At 33.4% G+C, this 22053-nt stretch carries 13 protein-coding genes and 1 tRNA gene; 7 read left to right on the forward strand and 7 right to left on the reverse strand.

Annotation, left to right across the window (positions count from 1 at the left end; genetic code table 11):
- Positions 1-4: 4 nt before the first annotated feature.
- Together GN138_RS14870 and der are read right to left on the reverse strand one after the other, a co-directional pair.
- A complete protein-coding gene (locus GN138_RS14870) occupies positions 5-2437 on the reverse strand; it encodes a T9SS type B sorting domain-containing protein (RefSeq protein WP_157364791.1) in 2433 nt (810 codons plus the stop codon).
- Between the two features lie 6 nt (positions 2438-2443).
- Entirely contained in the window at positions 2444-3748 is a 1305-nt protein-coding gene (gene der, locus GN138_RS14875) for a ribosome biogenesis GTPase Der (RefSeq protein ID WP_157364792.1), read from the reverse strand.
- A gap of 378 nt (positions 3749-4126) precedes the next feature.
- Here der and GN138_RS14880 point away from each other — a divergent pair, with 378 nt between their 5' ends.
- The 5 genes from GN138_RS14880 to GN138_RS14900 all read left to right on the forward strand — a co-directional run bounded on the left by GN138_RS14880 (position 4127) and on the right by GN138_RS14900 (position 15940).
- Positions 4127-6235, forward strand: a complete 2109-nt coding sequence (locus GN138_RS14880) for a muramidase family protein (RefSeq protein ID WP_197429361.1) — start codon at positions 4127-4129, stop codon at positions 6233-6235.
- Positions 6236-6428: 193 nt separating this feature from the next.
- On the forward strand, positions 6429-12575 hold the full coding sequence (locus tag GN138_RS14885) for a gliding motility-associated C-terminal domain-containing protein (RefSeq protein ID WP_157364794.1): 6147 nt from the start codon (positions 6429-6431) through the stop codon (positions 12573-12575).
- 7 nt (positions 12576-12582) lie between these two features.
- Positions 12583-13521, forward strand: coding sequence for a PorP/SprF family type IX secretion system membrane protein (locus GN138_RS14890; protein ID WP_157364795.1), 939 nt, complete (start codon positions 12583-12585; stop codon positions 13519-13521).
- A gap of 10 nt (positions 13522-13531) precedes the next feature.
- The gene (locus GN138_RS14895) at positions 13532-15415 is read left to right on the forward strand and encodes an OmpA family protein (protein WP_157364796.1); all 1884 of its coding nucleotides are present in this window, start codon (positions 13532-13534) and stop codon (positions 15413-15415) included.
- 21 nt (positions 15416-15436) lie between these two features.
- A complete protein-coding gene (locus tag GN138_RS14900; protein ID WP_157364797.1) occupies positions 15437-15940 on the forward strand; it encodes a GTP-binding protein in 504 nt (167 codons plus the stop codon).
- Between the two features lie 3 nt (positions 15941-15943).
- Here GN138_RS14900 and era read toward each other — a convergent pair whose 3' ends face one another.
- From era to proS, 4 genes are all read right to left on the reverse strand, one after another.
- Positions 15944-16828: a GTPase Era gene (era, locus tag GN138_RS14905; protein WP_317162764.1), complete on the reverse strand. Its 885-nt coding sequence runs from the start codon at positions 16826-16828 to the stop codon at positions 15944-15946.
- A 164-nt stretch (positions 16829-16992) separates the two neighbouring features.
- On the reverse strand, positions 16993-17244 hold the full coding sequence (gene rpsT / locus GN138_RS14910; protein WP_157364799.1) for a 30S ribosomal protein S20: 252 nt from the start codon (positions 17242-17244) through the stop codon (positions 16993-16995).
- 23 nt (positions 17245-17267) lie between these two features.
- Positions 17268-17339 (reverse strand) — tRNA-Glu (locus GN138_RS14915).
- A 109-nt stretch (positions 17340-17448) separates the two neighbouring features.
- Positions 17449-18927 carry a proline--tRNA ligase gene (proS, locus tag GN138_RS14920; RefSeq protein WP_157364800.1) on the reverse strand — a complete coding sequence of 493 codons (1479 nt, stop codon included), beginning with the start codon at positions 18925-18927 and terminating at the stop codon, positions 17449-17451.
- A 100-nt stretch (positions 18928-19027) separates the two neighbouring features.
- Here proS and GN138_RS14925 point away from each other — a divergent pair, with 100 nt between their 5' ends.
- Both GN138_RS14925 and GN138_RS14930 read left to right on the forward strand, forming a co-directional pair.
- A complete protein-coding gene (locus GN138_RS14925; protein WP_157364801.1) occupies positions 19028-20011 on the forward strand; it encodes a hypothetical protein in 984 nt (327 codons plus the stop codon).
- A 32-nt stretch (positions 20012-20043) separates the two neighbouring features.
- The gene (locus tag GN138_RS14930) at positions 20044-21570 is read left to right on the forward strand and encodes an OmpP1/FadL family transporter (RefSeq protein ID WP_157364802.1); all 1527 of its coding nucleotides are present in this window, start codon (positions 20044-20046) and stop codon (positions 21568-21570) included.
- A 356-nt stretch (positions 21571-21926) separates the two neighbouring features.
- On the opposite strand, the gene GN138_RS14935 is transcribed toward GN138_RS14930, so the two are convergent.
- A partial coding sequence (locus tag GN138_RS14935) for a T9SS type B sorting domain-containing protein (protein WP_157364803.1) occupies positions 21927-22053 on the reverse strand: 127 nt, incomplete at its 5' end.

Consider the following 22053-nt stretch of genomic DNA (forward strand, 5'->3'; position numbering starts at 1 on the left):
TTAATTAGCGTTTTAAAGTAAAATGCCCTTGGTTTGTTCTACCTTCATTAAGCTCTGCTACAAACCAATAATCATCGGTTGGCATAAGTTTTCCGTTATGTGAGCCATCCCAAGATGAATTTTGCGAATTTAGTGTCGCTAATAACTTACCATAACGGTTAAATATTTTTACGCTAATAGGACTATTGTTTAGTGACACAAATCCTTTTATTTGCCAAGTTTCATTTTTAGCATCACCATTTGGTGTAAAGAACTTTGGAAAACCTAAAACCGCGATATCTTCAGAAATAATTCCACAACCCGCTTTAACATCTTTAATATAGATTTGATGTATACCAGCAGGCACATCGTTAAATACATTTGATTCTTGATAGATTCCATTTTCATCATCCAAAGCAAAAAGGTATGTACCATCACCAGATACCAAAATAGAAATAGTATTATTTTCTGACAAATCAATAACTTCAACAGATTCTACTGTTGCAGTAGCAGAAGGTAATACAGTTATTGTTCTCTTATTTGTGCAACCCAATGGTTTAGTAACAAAAACTTCGTAAACACCAACTTCATTTACATCTATAGATATGGTAGTTTCACCTGTAGACCATTCATAAGCATAATTGTTAGGTATATCATTTACTATACCTCCATATAGCGATATCGTATTGGGAAAACTATTTACACAATAATAAACGTCTTCATCCTCTAAAAGCGCTGGGATACTATCTACAACTAAATATATTTCTGCAATACTGTAACAAGTTCCGTTTTGTTCTAATCTAGCATATACTGTTTGATTGTATGGTTCTATGTTTGTGTAACTACTACTAAGTTGGTTGGTTTGCAATAAAGCATCACTATAAGATTGATAGTAACCTAAAATTGTAATATCTGAAGATTCACCATCCAAAATCTGATTTTCTGCTAAAGACAAATCGAAAGTTACCATTCCTGTTTCTTCAAAATTATCACAAACATTTAAAGTTGCCGTGTTTGAAATTGTTGTATTCACAGACAAAACAACTTCTGCACTATTACTACAATTTGTTATAGTGTTTGTTACTAAGGCATACACGGTTTGGTTATTACTAACATTTACATAATCTTCATCGTTTATTGGAATGGTAAAATCTTCATTTTCAAAAAATTCAATTTCAAAATTATTTAAACTTCCTCCCACAATAGAAGCATTATAATCGCTTAAGTTAAAATTTGAAATACCATCCATAACGCTATCCTCACACTGTATTATTGTAATATTAGAAACATTTGGCAATGGATTGATGGTGATGGTAAATGGTAATCTGTCTAAATTTGCATTACAATCAGGTACAACAGGTGCTAACCAAAAGCTTGTAGATGCATCTATATTAACATTATAGTTTAAACCTGAATGAATTGGAGTTGTAGCGGTTTCTGACTCAAACCACCAAACATCACTAACGTTAGCCTGCACTGAAAGCGAATAATTATCTGCACCACAAAATGCCATGTTTTCAATAGTTATGCGTGGCATAATTAAATTACTGCTCGCTGATAAATTTATTTCTGGGTCATTGGGCATACCACCAAACTCAACAATATAACCTTGTGGATGATAATCGGAATTTACATCTATTTCCCCTGTATTACTTAAATCATTCCACGCTCCCAAAACACCCACTGTTGGTGCTGTAATGTGTGCATAGTGTTCTTGGTTTAAGTTATTAGGTTCAGATGTATTCCAAAAGGCAAACATACCGTTAGGCGCACTACCGTTAGCTTCACCTTGCCAAAATATTTGTCCTTCTTCAGGACCTGTCATCCATTTCCAAGTACCTTCAGACTCAACATCAGAACCACCAATCCACCCAGTACCAGAACTTTGAGCACCTGCCAATTGCGATTCTTCCTCTGTAGTTATCGTTGCTAAATAACCTTGTAACCCAAAATAATCTTGTGATGCAGCTATATCTCTAGCTTCTGTCCAAGTAATTCCGGGAGATGAAACATAAAAATAATAATGACCTGTACTAGGTAAATAATTAGCATTTCCTAAATTAACCGAGAACTGCCTATCTTGTGTAAAGTTGGTTTGCGTAGTTTGAAAAACTGTACTTTCTATCGCTGCTTCAAATTCAGTAAAAGTTGCAGGACCAATCAGTGCCAATATACCTTCTGAAGCATTCCAAGAAGCTATTATATTAGGATGATCACCTTGTAAACTTAAATTATCTAAACCAAATTCATAACCTTCAGAAATTTGAATGATAACTTCGCTTAGTGTTGTGTCCTCAGAATTTTGGTCGGTTATTGAAACATAGGTTACAATGGGAATTTCACTTTCTACGCAATACAATTGATTACCAGTAATAGTTATTTCTGGTGGAAAGTTTTGCGCACAAACCTGAAAACCAAACAATAAAGCAAAAAAAACATGTAAGCCTTTAATTTTCATAATAACTTACTTTTTCCTCATATATACACTTACTGGCACTCCATTAAAATCAAACTCATCTCGTAATTTATTTTCTAAAAAACGTTTATATGGTTCTTTAACATATTGTGGTAAATTACAGAAAAATGCAAATTGAGGTTGCGGTGTTGGCAACTGCATAATATATTTAATCTTAACAAATTTCCCTTTGTAAGCAGGAGGTGGTTGGCGCTCTATAATTGGTAAAAGCGTATCATTAAGCACACTTGTTTTTAAACGTTTTGCTCTATTTTTATATACTTCAACAGCTGTTTCTATTGCTTTAAATATTCTTTGCTTATTTAATACAGAAATAAACACAATTGGTACATCTGTAAAAGGCGCAATTTGTTCTCTTATGTACTTTTCAAAATCTTTAGCTGTCTTAGTCTCTTTTTCAATTAAATCCCATTTATTAACTAAAATAACAACGCCTTTTCGGTTGCGTTCTGCTAACCAAAATATATTTTGCACTTGGCCATCGAAACCACGAGTAGCATCTAAAACTAATAAACAAACGTCTGAATATTCAATAGCCCTAACACTTCTCATTACTGAATAAAACTCTAAATCTTCTTTTACTTTAGATTTTCTTCTAATTCCTGCTGTATCCACAAGATTAAATTCAAATCCAAAACGATTGTACTTAGTATCAATAGAGTCCCTTGTAGTACCAGCTATATCTGTTACAATATAGCGTTCCTCACCTATTAAAGCATTAATAAAAGATGATTTACCTGCATTAGGCCTTCCTACTACTGCAAACCGTGGCAATTCATCCTCTTCAACCTCTTCTTTTTCTGGCAAAGCCTCAACAACAGCATCTAATAAATCTCCCGTTCCGCTTCCATTTATACTCGCAATAGGGTAATACTCACCTAACCCAAGTGAATAAAATTCTACGGCGTCTTCTAAGCGTTTATTGTTATCAACTTTATTAACAACTAAAAAGACAGGCTTTTTAACTTTGCGTAACAATTGAGCGACATCTTCATCCATACCAGTAACACCAGCCTCCACATCTACCATAAAAATTATAGCATCAGCTTCATCAATAGCTAACTCTACTTGCTTATCTATTTCGGCTTCAAAAATATCATCACTACCTACTACGTAACCACCTGTATCTATTAAAGAAAATTCTTTTCCGTTCCAATCTGTTTTACCGTAATGCCTATCTCGTGTTACACCACTTACAGCATCAACAATAGCTTCGCGTCTTTTTATAAGACGATTAAAAAATGTGGATTTCCCAACATTTGGGCGACCTACTACAGCTACTATATTACTCATCTATTCTTATTTAAGGTTACAAAGATAATATATAACCATTAGTATTGGCTAACTATTAATTGTCTTTTAACTAGACAGAACAAAATATCGATTTCAGTTAAAAAAACGTAGTTAAAAAACAACAGAAAAATTGTTAATATCCTGTTGATAACAACTCTTAAATTATAAAATAGGACCTATTTTTTTAGTAATTTTATCTATTGTATTAAAGAAGGTTTTATTTACAATCATAGTAAGGCGACAACTCCTACAATTGCTCAAGAATCAGCCCCTTTTCTTGTAACTTATCTTGATAAAAATAAAACATTATTGTATTTGTTTTCCTGCTACAAATACTATTAAATAATTAAATGACAATTAAGAATGGGGAAATGTTTTATGCTTATCATAGTTTTGGTTTTTAGCTTAAACCTTGCAATTGCACAACAAGATAACATAGTTCATTCTATTAAAAAAGGAGAAAGTGTTTACCAAATTTCACGCCAATATGGAGTATCTATGAACTCTATTTTTGAACTTAATCCTGGATCTAGAGACGTCATTTATGCAGGGAGAACATTATTGATTCCAAATTCTTCAGATAATAATAATAATAATAATAACACCTCTTCTGAAACTGAAAATAATGCTAACGGAATTTCTAATTATGAGGTACAGCGTGGGGAAACAAAATCTGGTCTCTCAAGACGATTTGGTGTAAGTATTGCAATGCTAGAACAGCAAAATCCGCATATAGTAAATATGTTACAAGCCGGACATATTATTAATATAGATAAAACCATAGCGGAAGAAACTCCTGTTGCTAAAGAAGGTGAACATATTGTGGTTAAAGGTGAAACACTTTGGGGAATTGCTAGAGAAAATGGGATTAGTGTTGCACAATTAGAGGCTGCAAATTCTGGTCAACTCTCTGAGTTTTTGCAAATCGGACAAACATTAATTATTCCAGACAAGAATTCTGTAACAACTAATTCTGATGAATATTTGGTACAACGTGGTGATACAAAATTTGAACTTTCTAGACGCTTTAATATGAGCATAGCAGAGCTTGAAGCTAAAAACCCTCATATTGTAGAAATGTTAATGGCAGGTCATCGCATAGATATCAGTAACTCAACCGATATTTCTACAACAGAAGACACAAATGTAGAAACAGCTTCTACCGAAACAATAAATTCAACCTCTCAAGAAGGAGACTATGTAGACTACACTATTCAAGCTCAAGAAACACTTTACGGCTTATCTCGAAAAGCAGGAATGTCAATGGAAGATTTAATGGAATTAAATCCTAGCCTAAGAGTAGCAGTTAATAAAGGTGATACTATTAAAATGCCCAGAAATCCAGGTGAATTTACTCCATCTGAGACAGCACCATTGGATAACTCTTCTAACGAAATAGAAATTAATACAAATAATAGAAACGCATCTTTATACGCTAATTTAAATACAGTTTCGGCAACAGGCTTGTATTTTTACACGCCGTTTTCTAGTCAAGAATTAAGTTCTCCAGAACAAAGACAAAAAATGGTTGATGCAGACCCCAACCAACAATTTTACATTGACTTTTTTCAAGGTGCTCAAATTGCTATTGATTCTGCTAAAGCATTAAATTTAGATTTCGATGTTGCATTAATTAAAAAAAATATTGCTAAATCTAAATTAGAGATAAATAGTGTTCACAAAAAAAATGCATTACTCGTACCATTTTTAGATAACGCATCAAATTTTCCTGAAATAGAATCTAGCCAAAACATTTCTATAATTGATATTGAATCTAATCTTAAATCTACAGACAGCGTTAAAGTATATGCTTCTCTACCTTCAAAAGAGCAAGAAAAAATAAAAACATTAAATTATTTAGCACTACAGAATGCACGAGTTATTGTTGTCAGTAACTTAGAACAATCAATAAATAAAGAATTAATTCAAAATATAATTCCTAATGCTAAATATTTAAAAGTTGATAACTCTGGCAACTTTAGTCCAAATACTTTAGACAATACTTTGAGCACTAATAAACCTAATTATGTAATTTTAGATAGTGATAAAACAAGTATCTTTTTAAATTCTACCACAACCTTAATGAGTAAGTTATCTAATTATAATATACAATTAGTGTTACTAGAATCATCATTATTACCGAAGCAAAACGAAGTTTCAGACATGAGATTTAGAGTATTAAAATTAATTTTTCCTTCAGTTTTAGACCCTCAAAATAAAAAAGATATTAATGATTTTGAAAGAAGTTATAACGACGTCTTTGGTGCATCTCCCTCAAAACATGCCTTGTTAGGTTTTGATATCACTTTAGATATTTTATTGAGACTTTCTCAAGATACTTCTTTTGAAAACTCTGTAAACAATATAGTTTCAGAGCATCCACATTTAAGATTTGAATATAAAAAATCTAATGAAACCAATTATTTAAACACGGGTATTCATCTATTACAATATAATTCTAACGAAGGATTAATAGAAATTGATTAATTTAGAATACTTTAAAAATTAACAACTGCCATAAAACAGATAAATTTTTATTTTGCTAAGTAGGCGCTATTTACATATATTTGTTGCCCCCTAATCTGACAAATTAGCAAGACAACGATTTTATTTTGAACTTGCTGTTCTTAATCCATGGCATCGATTTCAACTAAAAGTAATTATTTTTTAAATTTTTTTAATGAAAGCCAACAAGTACAGTTTTAAAAGTCATTCTATACTATTAGCGTTTCTTCTTTTAGCCTCATTAAGTGCATTTAACACTGTTAATGCTCAATGTCCTACGGTTACAAATAATGCACAGTCCTTTTGTAATATTGAATCTCTATTAGTTGGAGATTTAATGGCCACCGATAATGGTGGTGGCGTTGTATGGTACGATACAGCAACATCAACAACACCATTATCCAACTCAGAAAACCTTATTAACGGTGAAGACTATTATGCCGACGATAGTACTGGTACTTGTGGTGTAAGATCTCAGGTAACTGTAACAATTTATGTGGCTCCCACAGGTGATAATTTTCAAGGATTTTGTGTTGATTCACCTTCTTTAGCTACGGTTGCAGATTTAGTTGCAGTTGGTAATGATGTACAATGGTACTTATCTGCAACAGGAGGTGTAGCTTTAAACAACACAACACCTCTGATAGATGGAACAATATATTATGCAGATCAAGCAAGTACTGATGGAAGTTGTAGAACATCTAGACTTGCGGTATTAGTAAATGTAGGTTTAAATCCTACGCCAACAGGAGATATGATCCAAGAGTTCTGTATCTCAACTGGCAATACACCTACAGTTGGTGATTTAGTGGCAAGTGGTGATAATAATTGGTATATATCTTTATTTTCTGCTTTTCCATTAGATAGTAGCACTCCATTAATTAACGGTCAAACATATTATGCGACAACTGTAGACCCTCCTTGTGAAAGTATTGGTCGCTTGCCTGTTTTGGCAGTTTTAGTTACTGGACCTGATCCAGGTGAAGACGGCACATTGGAGATATGTGAAAATGACACAGGATCTACTTTTAATCTCTTTGACAGCCTTGGAGGTACGCCAGAATCTGGAGGAACCTGGTCTCCAACCTTAAATAGTGGAACTGGAGTTTTTGACCCAACTACGGATTCTCCTGGTGATTACGTCTACACAGTTACATCTGGAAATAGTTGTCCAGATGAATCTGCAACTATTACCGTAAATATTATACCTGCACCTGATGCAGGAACTAACGGATCAGAAACACTATGCGATAGTGATGCACCAATAGATTTATTTTTAAGCTTAGGTGGTTCTCCTGAAACTGGAGGAACTTGGACACCTGCATTAAATAGTGGTACTGGAATTTTTGACCCAGCAATTGACAATGCTGGAATATACTCATATACTGTAACTGGTAACGCTCCTTGTACTGATGCCATAGCCACTGTTGAAATAACTGTAAACATCTATCAAGATGCAGGTGAAAATGGCACGATAAATTTATGTACTAATGATGGAACGGTAGATTTATTTGATAGTCTAGGAGGAACACCAGATTTAGGTGGTACATGGACTCCTGCTCTCTCTAGTGGTACTGGAGTTTTTGACCCAGCAATTGATCCAGCAACGACATATACTTATTCCTTTTCAGAAAACGCACCTTGTCCTGCTGATTCTGCTACAGTTACAGTGGTTGTAAACCCATTGCACGATGCAGGCACTGATGCCACTCTTTTAATTTGTAGTAATGATCTAGCAACGGTAGATTTATTTAGTAATCTAGGTGGCACACCTGAAACTGGAGGAACTTGGTCGCCTGCCTTATCAAGTGGTACCGGAATTTTTGACCCAGCAATTGATTCTGCTGGTATCTACACGTATACTATTGCAGGCATTTCTCCTTGTCCTGATGCTTCCGCAAATGTGAACGTCTCTATAATTCAAGAGCCAAATGCAGGCACTGATACAACATTAAATGTATGCGATAATGATGGTACCATAGATTTATTTGCAAGTCTTGGTGGTACACCTGACACTGGTGGTACATGGTCTCCTTCACTGAGTAGTGGAACCAATATTTTCGACCCATTATTAAATCCAGAAGGTGTATATACATACACTGTTTCAGGTACAGACCCTTGTGCAGATGCATCTGCAACTGTAACCATTACTATATCTCCATTTTTAAATGCAGGTACAAATGGCGCTGTAGTAGTCTGTACAGCTGATGGCACTATAGACCTTATTGATAGTCTTGGTGGATCACCTCAATTAGGCGGCACATGGACACCTACATTAAATAGTGGTACCGGAATTTTTGATCCATTAATTGATACAGCACAAACTTATACATATACGACTACAGGAACAGGACCTTGTTCTGACGATACAGCCACTGTTGAAGTTACAATTGAAACATCTCCAGATGCAGGTCAAGATAACACATTACTAATATGTAGTGTATCTAATTCTGTCAATTTATTTGATAGTTTACTCGGTTCTCCTCAAATTGGAGGTACTTGGTCACCTTCACTGGCAAGTGGAACAGGAGTTTTTGACCCTTCTATCGACCCTGAAGGCGTATATACCTACACCATATCCTCCATAAATTGTGGGAGCAGTATTGCAGAAATAACCGTTTCTATAGAAAATGCCAATAATGCAGGTACCAATTCTGCCATTGATATTTGTGCCTCAGATTCTCCGATAGATTTATTTAACAGTTTAGGCGGTTCGCCTCAAATTGGAGGTACTTGGACACCTACGCTTAACAGTGGTACAGGAGTTTTTGACCCTTCAATTGATTCTGCTGCTGTTTACACGTATACCGTTTCTAATAGTAGCAGCTGCCCTTCAGAAAGTTCAACTGTAGCAGTAAATATATTAGAAGAACCAAATGCTGGTAATAATGGTGTATTAGATTTGTGTACATCAGATGGTTCGGTTGACTTATTCAATTATCTTACAAATTCTCCTCAAAGCGGCGGAACGTGGTCTCCTGCTCTGGCTAGTGGAACAGGAATTTTTGACCCAAATATTGATCCTGAGGGTGAGTATACATATACACTTAGTAACCTATGTGGAACCAATTCGGCTAAAGTAACTGTGACATTTTCATTACCAAATGATGCAGGTTTAAATGGTACGGCATCATTATGTATTACAGATGCTTCAATAGATTTATTTAATAGCTTAAATGGAACTCCCCAATCTGGAGGAACATGGTCACCTGCACTTAATAGTGGAACAGGAATATTTGACCCATCTATTGATAATGCAGGAACATATACATACACAGTTTCTAATTCAACATCTAGCTGTCCTAGTGCTACTGCAGAGGTAGTTGTATCAATTGACCCATTAGCAAACGCAGGAAATAATGGTACGCTTAACTTATGTAATAGTACGGCTATTCAAGATTTATTTAATAGTCTTAACGGAACTCCACAGCTTGGAGGTACGTGGTCACCAACACTTTCAAGTGGAACTGGACTATTTGACCCAACTATTGACCCAGAAGGAATATATACTTATACAATTTCAAACTTATGTGGAACTAGTTCTGCTGAAGTAGAAGTGTCATTTACAGCACTTAATGATGCTGGTACAGATGGTAATATAGAACTTTGTATTAGTGATGCACCAGTGGATTTATTTAACAGTTTAGGAGGAACACCTCAAGCTGGAGGTACATGGTCACCTGCCCTATTAAGTGGCACTGGTATTTTTGATCCAGCCAATGATTCTTCTGGTATCTACATTTACACAATTTCTAGCCCTACAACTGATTGTCCAGACGCTACAGCACAAGTTGAAGTTACTTTTATAGAAACCCCTGATACAGGTGGTGATGGAAATTTAGACTTATGCGTTTCTACTGGTGTTGTTAATTTATTTGATTATTTAACAGGTACACCAGAAACAGGCGGAATATGGTCACCAGCATTATCAAGTGGTACAGGAGTTATAGATCCAACAGTAGATTCGGAAGGTGAATACACATATACATTAAGTAATTCTTGTGGTTCAAATTCTTCAAAAGTAACCGTTACTTACTCTTACCCTAATGACGCAGGATCAAATGGTTCAATTACATTTTGTATTTCTGATTCTTCTGCAGATTTATTTAATAGTATAGGTGGAACACCAGAAACAGGTGGTACATGGTCTCCTGCTTTATCTAGTGGAACTGGAGTTTTTGATCCTTCAGTTGATTCAGCCGGAACTTATACTTATACAGTTTCCAATAGTAATACTACATGTCCGGATGCGACTTCTGAAATAATTGTAACTATAGATCCTGAAGCCGATGCTGGAGATTACGGAACATTAATTTTTTGTGATAGTAACTCTACTGAAGATTTATTTAATAGCTTACAAGGAACACCACAAACAGGAGGAACATGGACGCCAACATTATCGAGTGGTACCGGAGTTTTTAATCCAAATATTGACTCTGAAGGAACGTACACCTATATGGTTACTACAGCTTGTGGTAGTGACTCTGCAACTGTTACCGTAACGCTATCCGATTTAATTGATGCAGGTACAGATGGTGCTATAGAATTTTGTACATCAGATTCTCCAAGCGATTTATTTAATAGTTTAGGTGGAACACCACAAACTGGTGGTATTTGGTCTCCAACTTTATCAAGTGGAACTGGTATATTTGACCCTTCAATTGATGCTGCAGGAACTTATACTTATACAATTTCTAGTACATCTACAAATTGTCCTGATGTTTCTGCTGACGTTGTTGTTATATTAACGCAAGCTCCAAATGCAGGTACAGATGGCTCTTTAGATTTATGTACATCGACTGGTTCCGTAGACTTGTTTAATAGTTTATTAGGCACTCCCGATTCAGGTGGTGTTTGGTCGCCTGCTTTAAATAGTGGTTCTGGAATTATTGATCCTTCAGTAGATTCGGAAGGTATATACACCTATACAGTAACCAATACTTGTGGTACAGACTCTGCAAATGTAGAAGTTACTTTCTCAGAAGCAAATGATGCAGGAACAAATGGTACTATAGAATTATGCTTTAATGATGCTGCAATTGATTTATTCAATAGTTTAGGAGGCACACCAGATTTAGGTGGAACATGGTCGCCTGCTCTTGCAAGTGGTACTGGAATTTTTGATCCCGCAATTGACTTAGAAGGAATCTATACTTATTCTGTTACAAACAATGATTCTACATGTCCTACAGCAACAGCTGAAGTTACTGTAACTGTTATACCTATACCTAACGCCGGAACAGACAGTATTTTAAATATTTGTATTGACAATACAGATCCTGTGGATTTATTTGACAGTTTAAATGGTTCACCAGATTTAGGTGGTACGTGGTCACCTGCTCTATCTAGTGGCACTGGTATTTTTGACCCATTAACTGATTCTCCAGGAGATTATACATATTCTATTGAAAACGTTGAATGTAATATAACTAGTTTAGCGACTTTAACCGTTAACATTGTAGATATACCTGATGTTACAGGTTTTACAATGGAAGTTAATGATGATAATATTGCTTGTGCAGGTTTAGAAGATATATTAATTAATATCTCAGGTGCAACACAATTAGATGACGGAATTTATGTAATTGTTTTTCAATTAAGCATTTCAAATTCTTCAACAAATACCGTAGAAATTACGGTAACTGGAGGAATGTCTAATTTTACAATTCCACAAAATCTATTACAAAATCCTGGAGAAACTGAAGTAACCATAACCGATTTATTTTTACAGAATCAGACCTGTAATGCCGATACAAGTTCTATTGAACCGATTAAAATTTTTGTTGAAGAAGTGGAAACTCCAACACTTATTGATGGTGGCTTAGAGTTTTGTATTGAAGATAACGCAACCATTGCAGACTTATCCAACAACGTGGTTGAATCTGAAACCGTAACTTGGTACAACCAAGAAACTGGTGGCATAGCATATTCTGATACTGAAGAGTTACAAGAAGGTGTAATTTATTATGGAAGTATTCTTTCAAATAATGGTTGTGAAAGTAGCATAAGATTGGAAGTAACTATTAATTTTATTGAATGTGTTGGCCAATTATTAATACCTGATGGATTCTCCCCTAACAATGATAATATTAATGATGTATTTGATATCTTATATTTAAATGATTTATTTCCAAACTTCAAATTAACTATATTTAATAGATATGGAAATAAATTATATGAAGGTGATATAAATTCACCAAAATGGGATGGTACAAGTAAAAACAGTAATACACCGTTACCTGTTGGTGTTTATTTCTACATTTTAGAATTTAATGATAATGCAACAGAACCATTACAAGGCAGAGTCTATTTAAGTAGATAACAATACAATGATTAATAAAATAACAACATATAGCATCACAATATTAACCTTATTAATTGGGTTATATTCACATGCACAGCAAGACCCACAATACACTCAATATATGTACAATATGAGTGTTATAAATCCCGCTTATGCTACGGATGAAAACTCTTCAATTAATGGAGGTTTGCTGTATAGATCTCAGTGGGCAAGATCAGTTGGTGGTCCTACCACTGCAACAGGCTTTTTCCATACTAAATTAACGGACCGTTTAGAAGGAGGATTATCCATTGTACATGATGATATTGGAGACGTTGTAAAACAAACAAGTGCATTTGCTGATTTAGCTTATGTTATTCCCATGGGAGAAGCACTTAAATTATCTTTTGGTGTAAAAGCTGGAGCTAGTTTCTATAATGCTAACTTTGATGGTTTTGTTTATTCTGACCCTGATGAAGATCCTGCATTTGCAGAAAATATTAACAAAACGTTTCCAAATATTGGAGCTGGTTTATTTCTATTTTCTGAAAACTATTACGTAGGATTATCAGTCCCTAATTTGTTAGAAACCAAACACCTTGAAGAAAGTAGTGGAATTGTTTCACAAGGATCTGAAAACATGCATTTTTTTCTAACTGGTGGTTATGTACTAGATTTAAATGACACATTTAAATTTAAACCGGCTTTTATGACTAAATATGTAAATGGAGCACCTTTATCAATAGACTTATCCGCTAACTTTCGATATCTTAATTTATTAGAATTTGGTATCGGTTATAGGTTTGATGACGCTTATACTGGTATGATTAATTTTACATTAACAGATTCCCTTCGTGTTGGTTATGCTTATGATCATACAATTTCTAATTTGGGTGACTTTAACTCGGGTTCGCATGAAATAATGTTATTAATTAATATCAGTAATTTAAGAAAAGGCTACGATAAATCTCCAAGATTTTTCTAATTGAAAACAAATGAAAACGTATAAATTACATATTTTTTTAATCTTTTTAACGATTGGTGCCGTAAGTTTTTCGCAGTCAAAATCTAAAGCTGATGCTTTATTTGAAAATAGAGCTTATGTAGATGCTGCCGAGATATTTGCTAGTTTACCTAAAACTGCTTCAAACTTGGAAAAACTAGGAGATTGTTATTATTACAATACTGAATTTGATAAAGCTTATAAGGCATACAAACAAGTTTATGGATTAAAAGACAGCAACAATCTAACAGAAGACTTTTATTTTAAATATTTTGAAGTATTAAAAGGAATAAAAAAATATGATGAAGCTGATGAAATTTCAACTAATTATTTAAACGATCCGTTTGACACAAAAAGCTTTAAATCACTTTTAGACCGTATTATCCCTTACAAATATGAATTATTTAATCTAACTTCAGATGTAGGAGGATCTAGTTTTGGCGTAGGATTAAAAGATGACAAAATTGTATTTGCCTCTACCAAAAACATCAAAAATCCAAATTATAAATGGAATGGCAAACCATATTTAGACCTGTATGAAGCTAAAGTAACTATTGGAGACACTATATCTCTAGATAGTATTCAGCCATTAAGTAAAAAAATTAATACAGCTAAACAACACGAGAGTAACGCCATTTTTACCAAAGATGGTAAGACTATGTACTTCTCTCGTAATCATAAAAAACGAATTGATTTAGATTCTACTAAAATTGCTGTTGTTAGTATATTTAAAGCAGAATTAATTGATAATGAGTGGCAAAATGTAGAAGCGGTTTCTTTTTCAAGTAATGAATACTCTACCATGCATCCCGCATTAAATAATGATGAAACTCGTCTATATTTTTCTAGTGATATGCCAAATTCTGTTGGATCATTCGATATTTTTTATGTAGATATTTTAGGCCCTAATTCTTTCGGAGAACCTATTAATCTGGGCGATAGTATTAATACAGTAAGACGTGAGCAATTTCCATTTATTGCTCAAGATAGCACATTATACTTTGCTTCTAATGGAAAACACGGCTTTGGAGGTTTAGATTTATTTTCTAGCTCAATGAGTAACAGTAAATATTTAGATGCACTTAATTTAGGTGAATCTATTAATAGTGAAAAAGACGACTTTGCATTTGTTGTGGTAGATTCACTTAATACTGGATTTTTATCTTCTAATCGGTCTGGTTTAGATAATATTTATACGTTTAAAAGAATTGATACAGAACGAAAATATTTTATTGAAGGATTAGTAACAGATAAGGTTACAGGTGAGATTTTACCTAATACAACCGTAACATTATTTGATAAAGATGGAAATATAATTGCGGAACAAATAGTTGGTATAGATGGTAAATACAAGCTTTCTACCTTGCCAAATCAGCATTATTCTATAGAAGGTTTTCAACCTAAATATATTCCTCAATTAGAATATTTTGACACTAATGATAAAGGAAATATAGAGTTTAATATAGAACTTGAAATAGAATCTTATAAAGATGCTGAAGAAATTGTAACAGACGATGACTACGGTAACACATTTATTCAACTAGAAAATATCTATTTCGATTTTGCTAAATGGGATATAAAACCACAGGCAGCAAATACTTTAGATGTATTAGTGGCTTTATTATTGAAATACCCAAGAATGGAAATTCAACTTGGAGCACATACCGACTCTAGAGCAAGTTATGACTTTAATTTAGAACTTTCAGACAAACGTGCAAAATCTGCCCTTGAGTACCTTGTGCAAAATGGAATTGCAAGAGAGAGGCTATCATCTATAGGATATGGAGAAACACAGCCATTAGTGCCATGTGGCGATGATTGTACCGAAACAGAACATTCAATTAACAGGCGTGTTGAATTCCTTATTTTAAAATAAAATTATTAGTCATTAACTAGTATGGCGCTTTCAAATAAAATTGTTTTACGACCTCGCTTTAAATTTGAATTACAAGGCGATAATGAAATAATTTTAGAAGAATTTGAACAATATAAGATTAAACAATCTAACTTTATAATAAGTAGAATTGATGACCACGTTTTTATAAAATTCCCTAAAAAAGAACAACACTTTTGGTCGCCTCAATTACATCTTGAAATAAATAGCGTTGAAGACAAAAAAACTATATTAAATGGGTTATTTGGACCAAATCCTACAGTATGGACCTTATTTATGTTCTTACATTTTATTGTCGCAGGTCTATTCTTCGGATTCGGAATATGGGCATATACTAACTATACTTTAAAAACCAACTATACTATACAATTATGTGTAGTGTTCTTAATGATAATAATTTGGTTTGTTCTTTATTTGGCAGGAAGAATTGGACGTTCTAAAGGAATGCCCGAAATGCACTTGTTAAACGATTTTATGAATACCATTGTTAAAAAATACCGTAGCTAAACTCTACTTTTGATTGTATCCAAATCGTTTTAACTGATTCTGATTACTTCTCCAATTCTTATTTACTTTAACATATAGTTCTAGGTGGACTTGCTTACCAAAGAATTTTTCTAAATCCTTACGAGCTTCTACACCAACACGTTTTAAAGCAGAGCCCTTATGGCCAATGATAATTCCTTTTTGAGTCTCACGTTCTACCATAATTACAGAACGCATTCTAATAATATTTTCTTCTTCAATAAATTCCTCTGTATCAACTTCTACTGCATAAGGAATTTCTTTTTTATAATGCATTAAAATTTTTTCCCTAATAGCTTCATTAACAAAAAAACGTTCTGGTTTATCTGTTAACTGATCTTTTGGATAATAAGGTGGAGACTTAGGAAGTAATTCAATTATTCTATCAAATACGTTTTGTACATTAAAGCCTTCTAATGCCGAAATAGGAAAAAACTCTGCATTTGGTACTTTTTGTTGCCATAGTTGAGCTTGTTCCTCTAACTGCTCTTGGTTAGAATTATCTATTTTATTAAGTAATAATAAAACCGGAATCTTAGAATTTGTGATTTTATTAAAGAAAGCTTCATCTTTAAGCTCCTTCTCTCCTATTTCTACCATATAAATTAGCACATCAGCATCATCAAAAGCAGACTTTACAAAATCCATCATTGACGATTGAAGTTCATAAGCTGGTTTTATTATACCTGGTGTATCACTTAAAATCACCTGAAAATCTTCACCATTTACAATACCAAGTATTCTGTGTCTTGTTGTTTGCGCTTTAGACGTAATAATAGATAGTTTTTCACCAATAAATACATTCATTAGCGTAGACTTACCAACATTTGGATTACCAATTATATTTACAAAACCTGCTTTGTGCATAATAATATTCTTATTTAATTACGAAAATAGTATATATTAAAAAAGACGCCATAAACCGAATCATTTTAAAATATAGCCAATTACCTTTATTAGCCTTACTAAATTAAAAATAAAAAAGTCTTTCCATTTAGGAAAGACTTTTATTTATCTTAGTATAAACTACAATTTTAAATCGCAGCTACATGTTTAGTTAATTTTGACTTTAAATTACCAGCCTTATTAGAATGAATGACATTCTTCTTAGCTAATTTATCAATCATACTAATAACTGAAGGTAACATATCTTGAGCTTCTTTAGCATCAGTAATCTCACGTAATTTTTTTATAGCATTACGAGTAGTTTTATGCTGATACTTGTTAAGCACACGTCTCTTTTCGTTACTTCTAATTCTTTTTAAAGCTGACTTATGATTTGCCATTATTTTTCTTCTTATTAAAATTGTAGCCCGTAGGGGAATCGAACCCCTCTTACATGGATGAAAACCATGCGTCCTAGCCGATAGACGAACGGGCCATTTTGGTTATTAAATTATTTAAATGAACCTACAACGTTTCCATTGCGGATGCAAAAATACAACTAATTTTAACTTCTGCAACAACAAATGAAACTTTTTTTAAAAAAATTAATAAGCCTTAGCAAAAAGCACGCGTTGTTTAGATGGTTTTCCACTAAATACACACACGCCTTCTTCCATTTTATTATTTAAAGGAATGCAGCGTATAGTTGCTTTTGTAAGCTCTTTTATCTTTTGTTCTGACTCAGAAGTACCATCCCAATGCGCAGAAATAAATCCTGTTTTATTTTCTAAAACTTTTTTAAAATTTTCAAAATCATCTACCTCTGTGATGTGTTCATCTCTATAATTTAATGCTTTTTTATATAATGCATCTTGTATAGTATCTAAAAGATTTTTAATAGTTTGTGCTAAACCACTCATTTCTACTACTTCTTTTGACAAAGTGTCTCTACGTGCCAATTCTACAGTATTATTTTCTAAATCTTTTGGTCCTATAGCTATTCTTAGAGGAACGCCTTGCAATTCATGCTGAGCAAATTTTGCACCAGGTCTATGTGTTGTTCTTTTATCAAATTTACAGCTTACACCTAAAGCTTTTAAATCGTTTATTATAGTTTCGGCTTTTGCTGTAATAGCATCAAATTGTTCATCATTTTTATATATAGGTACTATAACCACCTGAGAAGGCGCCAAATTTGGTGGTAAAACCAAACCTTTATCATCACTATGTGTCATTATTAGAGCTCCCATTAAACGCGTAGATACTCCCCAAGACGTTGCCCAAACATGATCCAACTTACCTTCGTTATTAGTGAACTTAACATCAAAGGCTTTTGCAAAATTCTGGCCTAGAAAATGAGAGGTACCTGCTTGTAAAGCCTTACCATCTTGCATTAATGCTTCAATACAATACGTTTCAACCGCACCTGCAAAACGCTCACTCTCTGTTTTTACACCTTGTATAACAGGAATAGCCATAAAATTTTCAGCAAACTTTGCATAAACATTATTCATTTGTTCTGCCTCTACCAATGCTTCTGCTTTTGTGGCATGAGCCGTATGGCCTTCTTGCCATAAAAATTCGGCCGTTCGTAAAAATAATCGTGTTCGCATTTCCCAACGCACTACGTTGGCCCATTGATTTATAAGTATTGGTAAATCTCTATAACTTTGTATCCATCCTTTGTATGTATTCCAAATAATAGCTTCACTAGTAGGCCTTACAACCAATTCTTCTTCTAATTTTGCTTCAGGATCCACTCTTAATTTACCTTCGTTTTCTGGATCGTTTTGTAATCTATAATGTGTAACAACAGCACACTCTTTGGCAAAACCTTCGGCATTCTTCTCCTCTGCTTCAAATAAACTTTTCGGTACAAATAATGGAAAATATGCATTTTGATGTCCTGTCTCTTTAAACATTCTATCTAATTCAGCTTGCATTTTTTCCCAGATAGCATATCCATATGGTTTAATAACCATACAACCTCGAACAGCTGAATTTTCAGCTAAATCTGCTTTTACAACCAGTTCGTTGTACCATTTTGAATAATCTTCGGCTCTGCTAGTAAGATTTTTACTCATTTTTAGTGTTTTGGCACAAATATTGTGCTTATGTTAAATATTAAAATAGTTCAGCAAAACTAACTATTTTTACATTGTTCAACAATTAAATAAAAAAGATATGCAAACCAAAACTACCACATTTAAAAAATTACCCCATATTGTTGTACTTAGTTTAGTTACAATACTAACGTCTTGTGGATCGTTTCAATATGCAGGCTATGACAACGACGGTATCTATTCTACCGAAGAAAATGAACCAGAAGAAACAGTTGTAAGCACGTCTACCAACAACTCTAATTATTACAAAAATTATTTTGCAGAAAACGTAGCAGAAATGGATGCTATTAGTGAAGAAAGTGAAATATTTACTGATATAGATTCTTATGAAAGTGATTATATTGAAACCGTAGAAGACTCTACTGAGCAAAACACACCTTATGGTGGTTGGGGACAAAACAGAAATACTGTAACAGTCAATTACATTGATAATGGTTGGTATGGCTATAACAACCCTTGGATGTGGAATGGTGGATTTGGATACGGCTATTATAATTGGGGAAGACCTTGGGGTTGGAATCCATGGGGATGGCATAACAATTGGGCTTTCGGTGGATATTATGGTTTTGGTTTTAATTCTCCTTGGTACTATGGTTACGGTTACGGTTTTAATAATTGGGGTTACAACAATTTTTATTACGGAAATAGATTTGCATACAATCGCTCTAGAAGAGGATTATTATACAACAATAATTTAAGCCGAAGAACTAATTCTTCAATAGCAAGTAGAAATTATACAGGTAGAAGATCATCTAATTCTGCAATATCTAGTAGAACTCGAAGCACAGGTGCAAGAAGTTCTAATACAACCAGATCATCTAGAACTGTAAGACCTAGCACTAGATCATCTAGAACATCATTACCTAATACCAGATCAACGTCTAGGTCAAGTAACACAAGGTCCTCATCTACTAGATCAAGCAGATCATCAGGTACTGTAAGATCATCTCGTAGTAGTTCGTCATCTAGAAGTTCTAGCGCTAGATCGTCGTCTAGCTCTCGATCTAGCAGCAGTAGAAGCAGTGGTTCTTCTAGAAGAGGATAGAATATTATAATCCAAATACTTAAAAATTTATTATGAAAAAGATACTTATGTTAAGCATAGGTTTGTTGAGTACATCCTATATTTTAGCGCAAGACATTACCGATGCAGTGAGGTATTCTATGGATGAAATTCAAGGAACTGCAAGATTTAGAGCCATGAGCGGCGCTTTTGGAGCCCTTGGTGGAGACATGTCTAGCATTAATATTAATCCTGCTGGTTCTGCCATATTTAATAATAGTGAAGCATCGTTATCCCTTGGATATTTCAACAAAAACAACGATGTTTCTTATTTTAATGGACAAAATTCAACTTCTGAATCTAATGTAGATTTAAACCAATTAGGTGCTGCTTTTATTTTTAAGAATGTAAACGAAAATTCTAAGTGGAAGAAGTTTTCATTAAGTATTGCGTATGACCGTTCCGCAGATTTTGATGATGAATGGATAGCAACTGGCACCAATACAAATTCAATAGATAGTTATTTTTTAGGTTATGCCAATAGTGGAGATATTGAATTTGGGACTTTAAAACTTCTTCCAGGAGAATATATTGAAGAAGCTTATGCAGATATTGGTACACTTCAAAATGGCTATGCTATACAACAAGCATTTTTAGGGTATTGGTCTGGTATTTTAGATCCAGAAGATTTAGATGATGACACCAATGACAATGAAACCAACTATATTTCTAATGTAGCATCAGGTGACTTTAATCAAACCTATTTATATGCATCCAATGGTTACAATGGGAAACTTGCATTTAATTTTGCTGCTGATTATGATAACAAGTTATATTTTGGAATTAATTTGAATAGCCATTTTATTAATTACGAAAAATTAACTAGACTAAGAGAAACAAATTCTAACAGTGGTTCTGTTGTTAATAATATTGCCTTTGATAATTTATTAAATACAACTGGTACAGGTTTTTCTTTTCAACTAGGAACAATTGCAAAAATCACTAATGATTTAAGAGTTGGTCTATCTTACAATTCACCTACATGGTTCCGCATAAGTGATGAATTAATACAAAATATTGATTCTAATAATGCAGATTCAGAAATCTATTATATAGGTAGTATTGTAAATATATATGAAGAATACAAATTAAAAACACCTAGTAAAATCACTGGGAGCATAGCCTATATTTTTGGCAAAAAAGGATTATTGAGTTTTGATTACTCTGTTAAAGATTATTCTACTACAAAATTTAGACCTACTAGTGATGCATATTTTTCTAGTTTAAATAATCAAATCAGTAATGAATTAACATCAGCTTCTTCATACAAATTAGGTGGCGAATACCGCCACAAACAATTGCGCTTTAGAGGAGGATATCACTTTGAAGAAAGCCCTTATGAAGATAATGGATTTTATGGTGATTTAGATGGCTATTCTGTAGGTTTAGGATATAGTTTTGGAAATTTCAACATAGACTTAGCCTACAGCCAATCAGAAAGAGACATTAATTATCAATTATATAATGTAGGTTTAACAGATACAGCTTCTATACAAACAAAATACTCCGATTTTATATTAACACTTGGATTTGATATTTAAGTCGGTTAAAATTGAATATATTAAAACCAGAGAACATCGCTTCTCTGGTTTTTTTTTGTTTTTAATAGCTATTCTACTTTTGAAATATTAACTACTAAACGTAACAATTAACTATAAAGAAAATAGTGCTTTTAAATCTATTTGTACCATGGAAAAATGATGTACAAACATATAAATCCAATATAACAGTTAAATAATTTTAAAAGGAACTTACTATTCAATATATAAGACACCCTTTTCCTAACAAACAATAATATTATATACTACAATTCTATTTATCTGTAAATAAGCCAGAATAACGCACAAAAAAAGCCTAAACAACATGTTTAGGCTTTTTCTATACTATAATTTTACACTTATCGTTTCAAGGTAAAATGGGCTTTAAATTCTTTACGGATATCAGTGCCTGGTTCGTCGTATTCTACTGTAAACCAATAATCACTGGTTGGCATTAAACTACCATTATATGTTCCATCCCAACCG

The sequence above is a fragment of the Winogradskyella endarachnes genome (genome assembly GCF_009741275.1).
In the GTDB taxonomy this organism is placed as follows: Bacteria; Bacteroidota; Bacteroidia; order Flavobacteriales; family Flavobacteriaceae; genus Winogradskyella; species Winogradskyella endarachnes.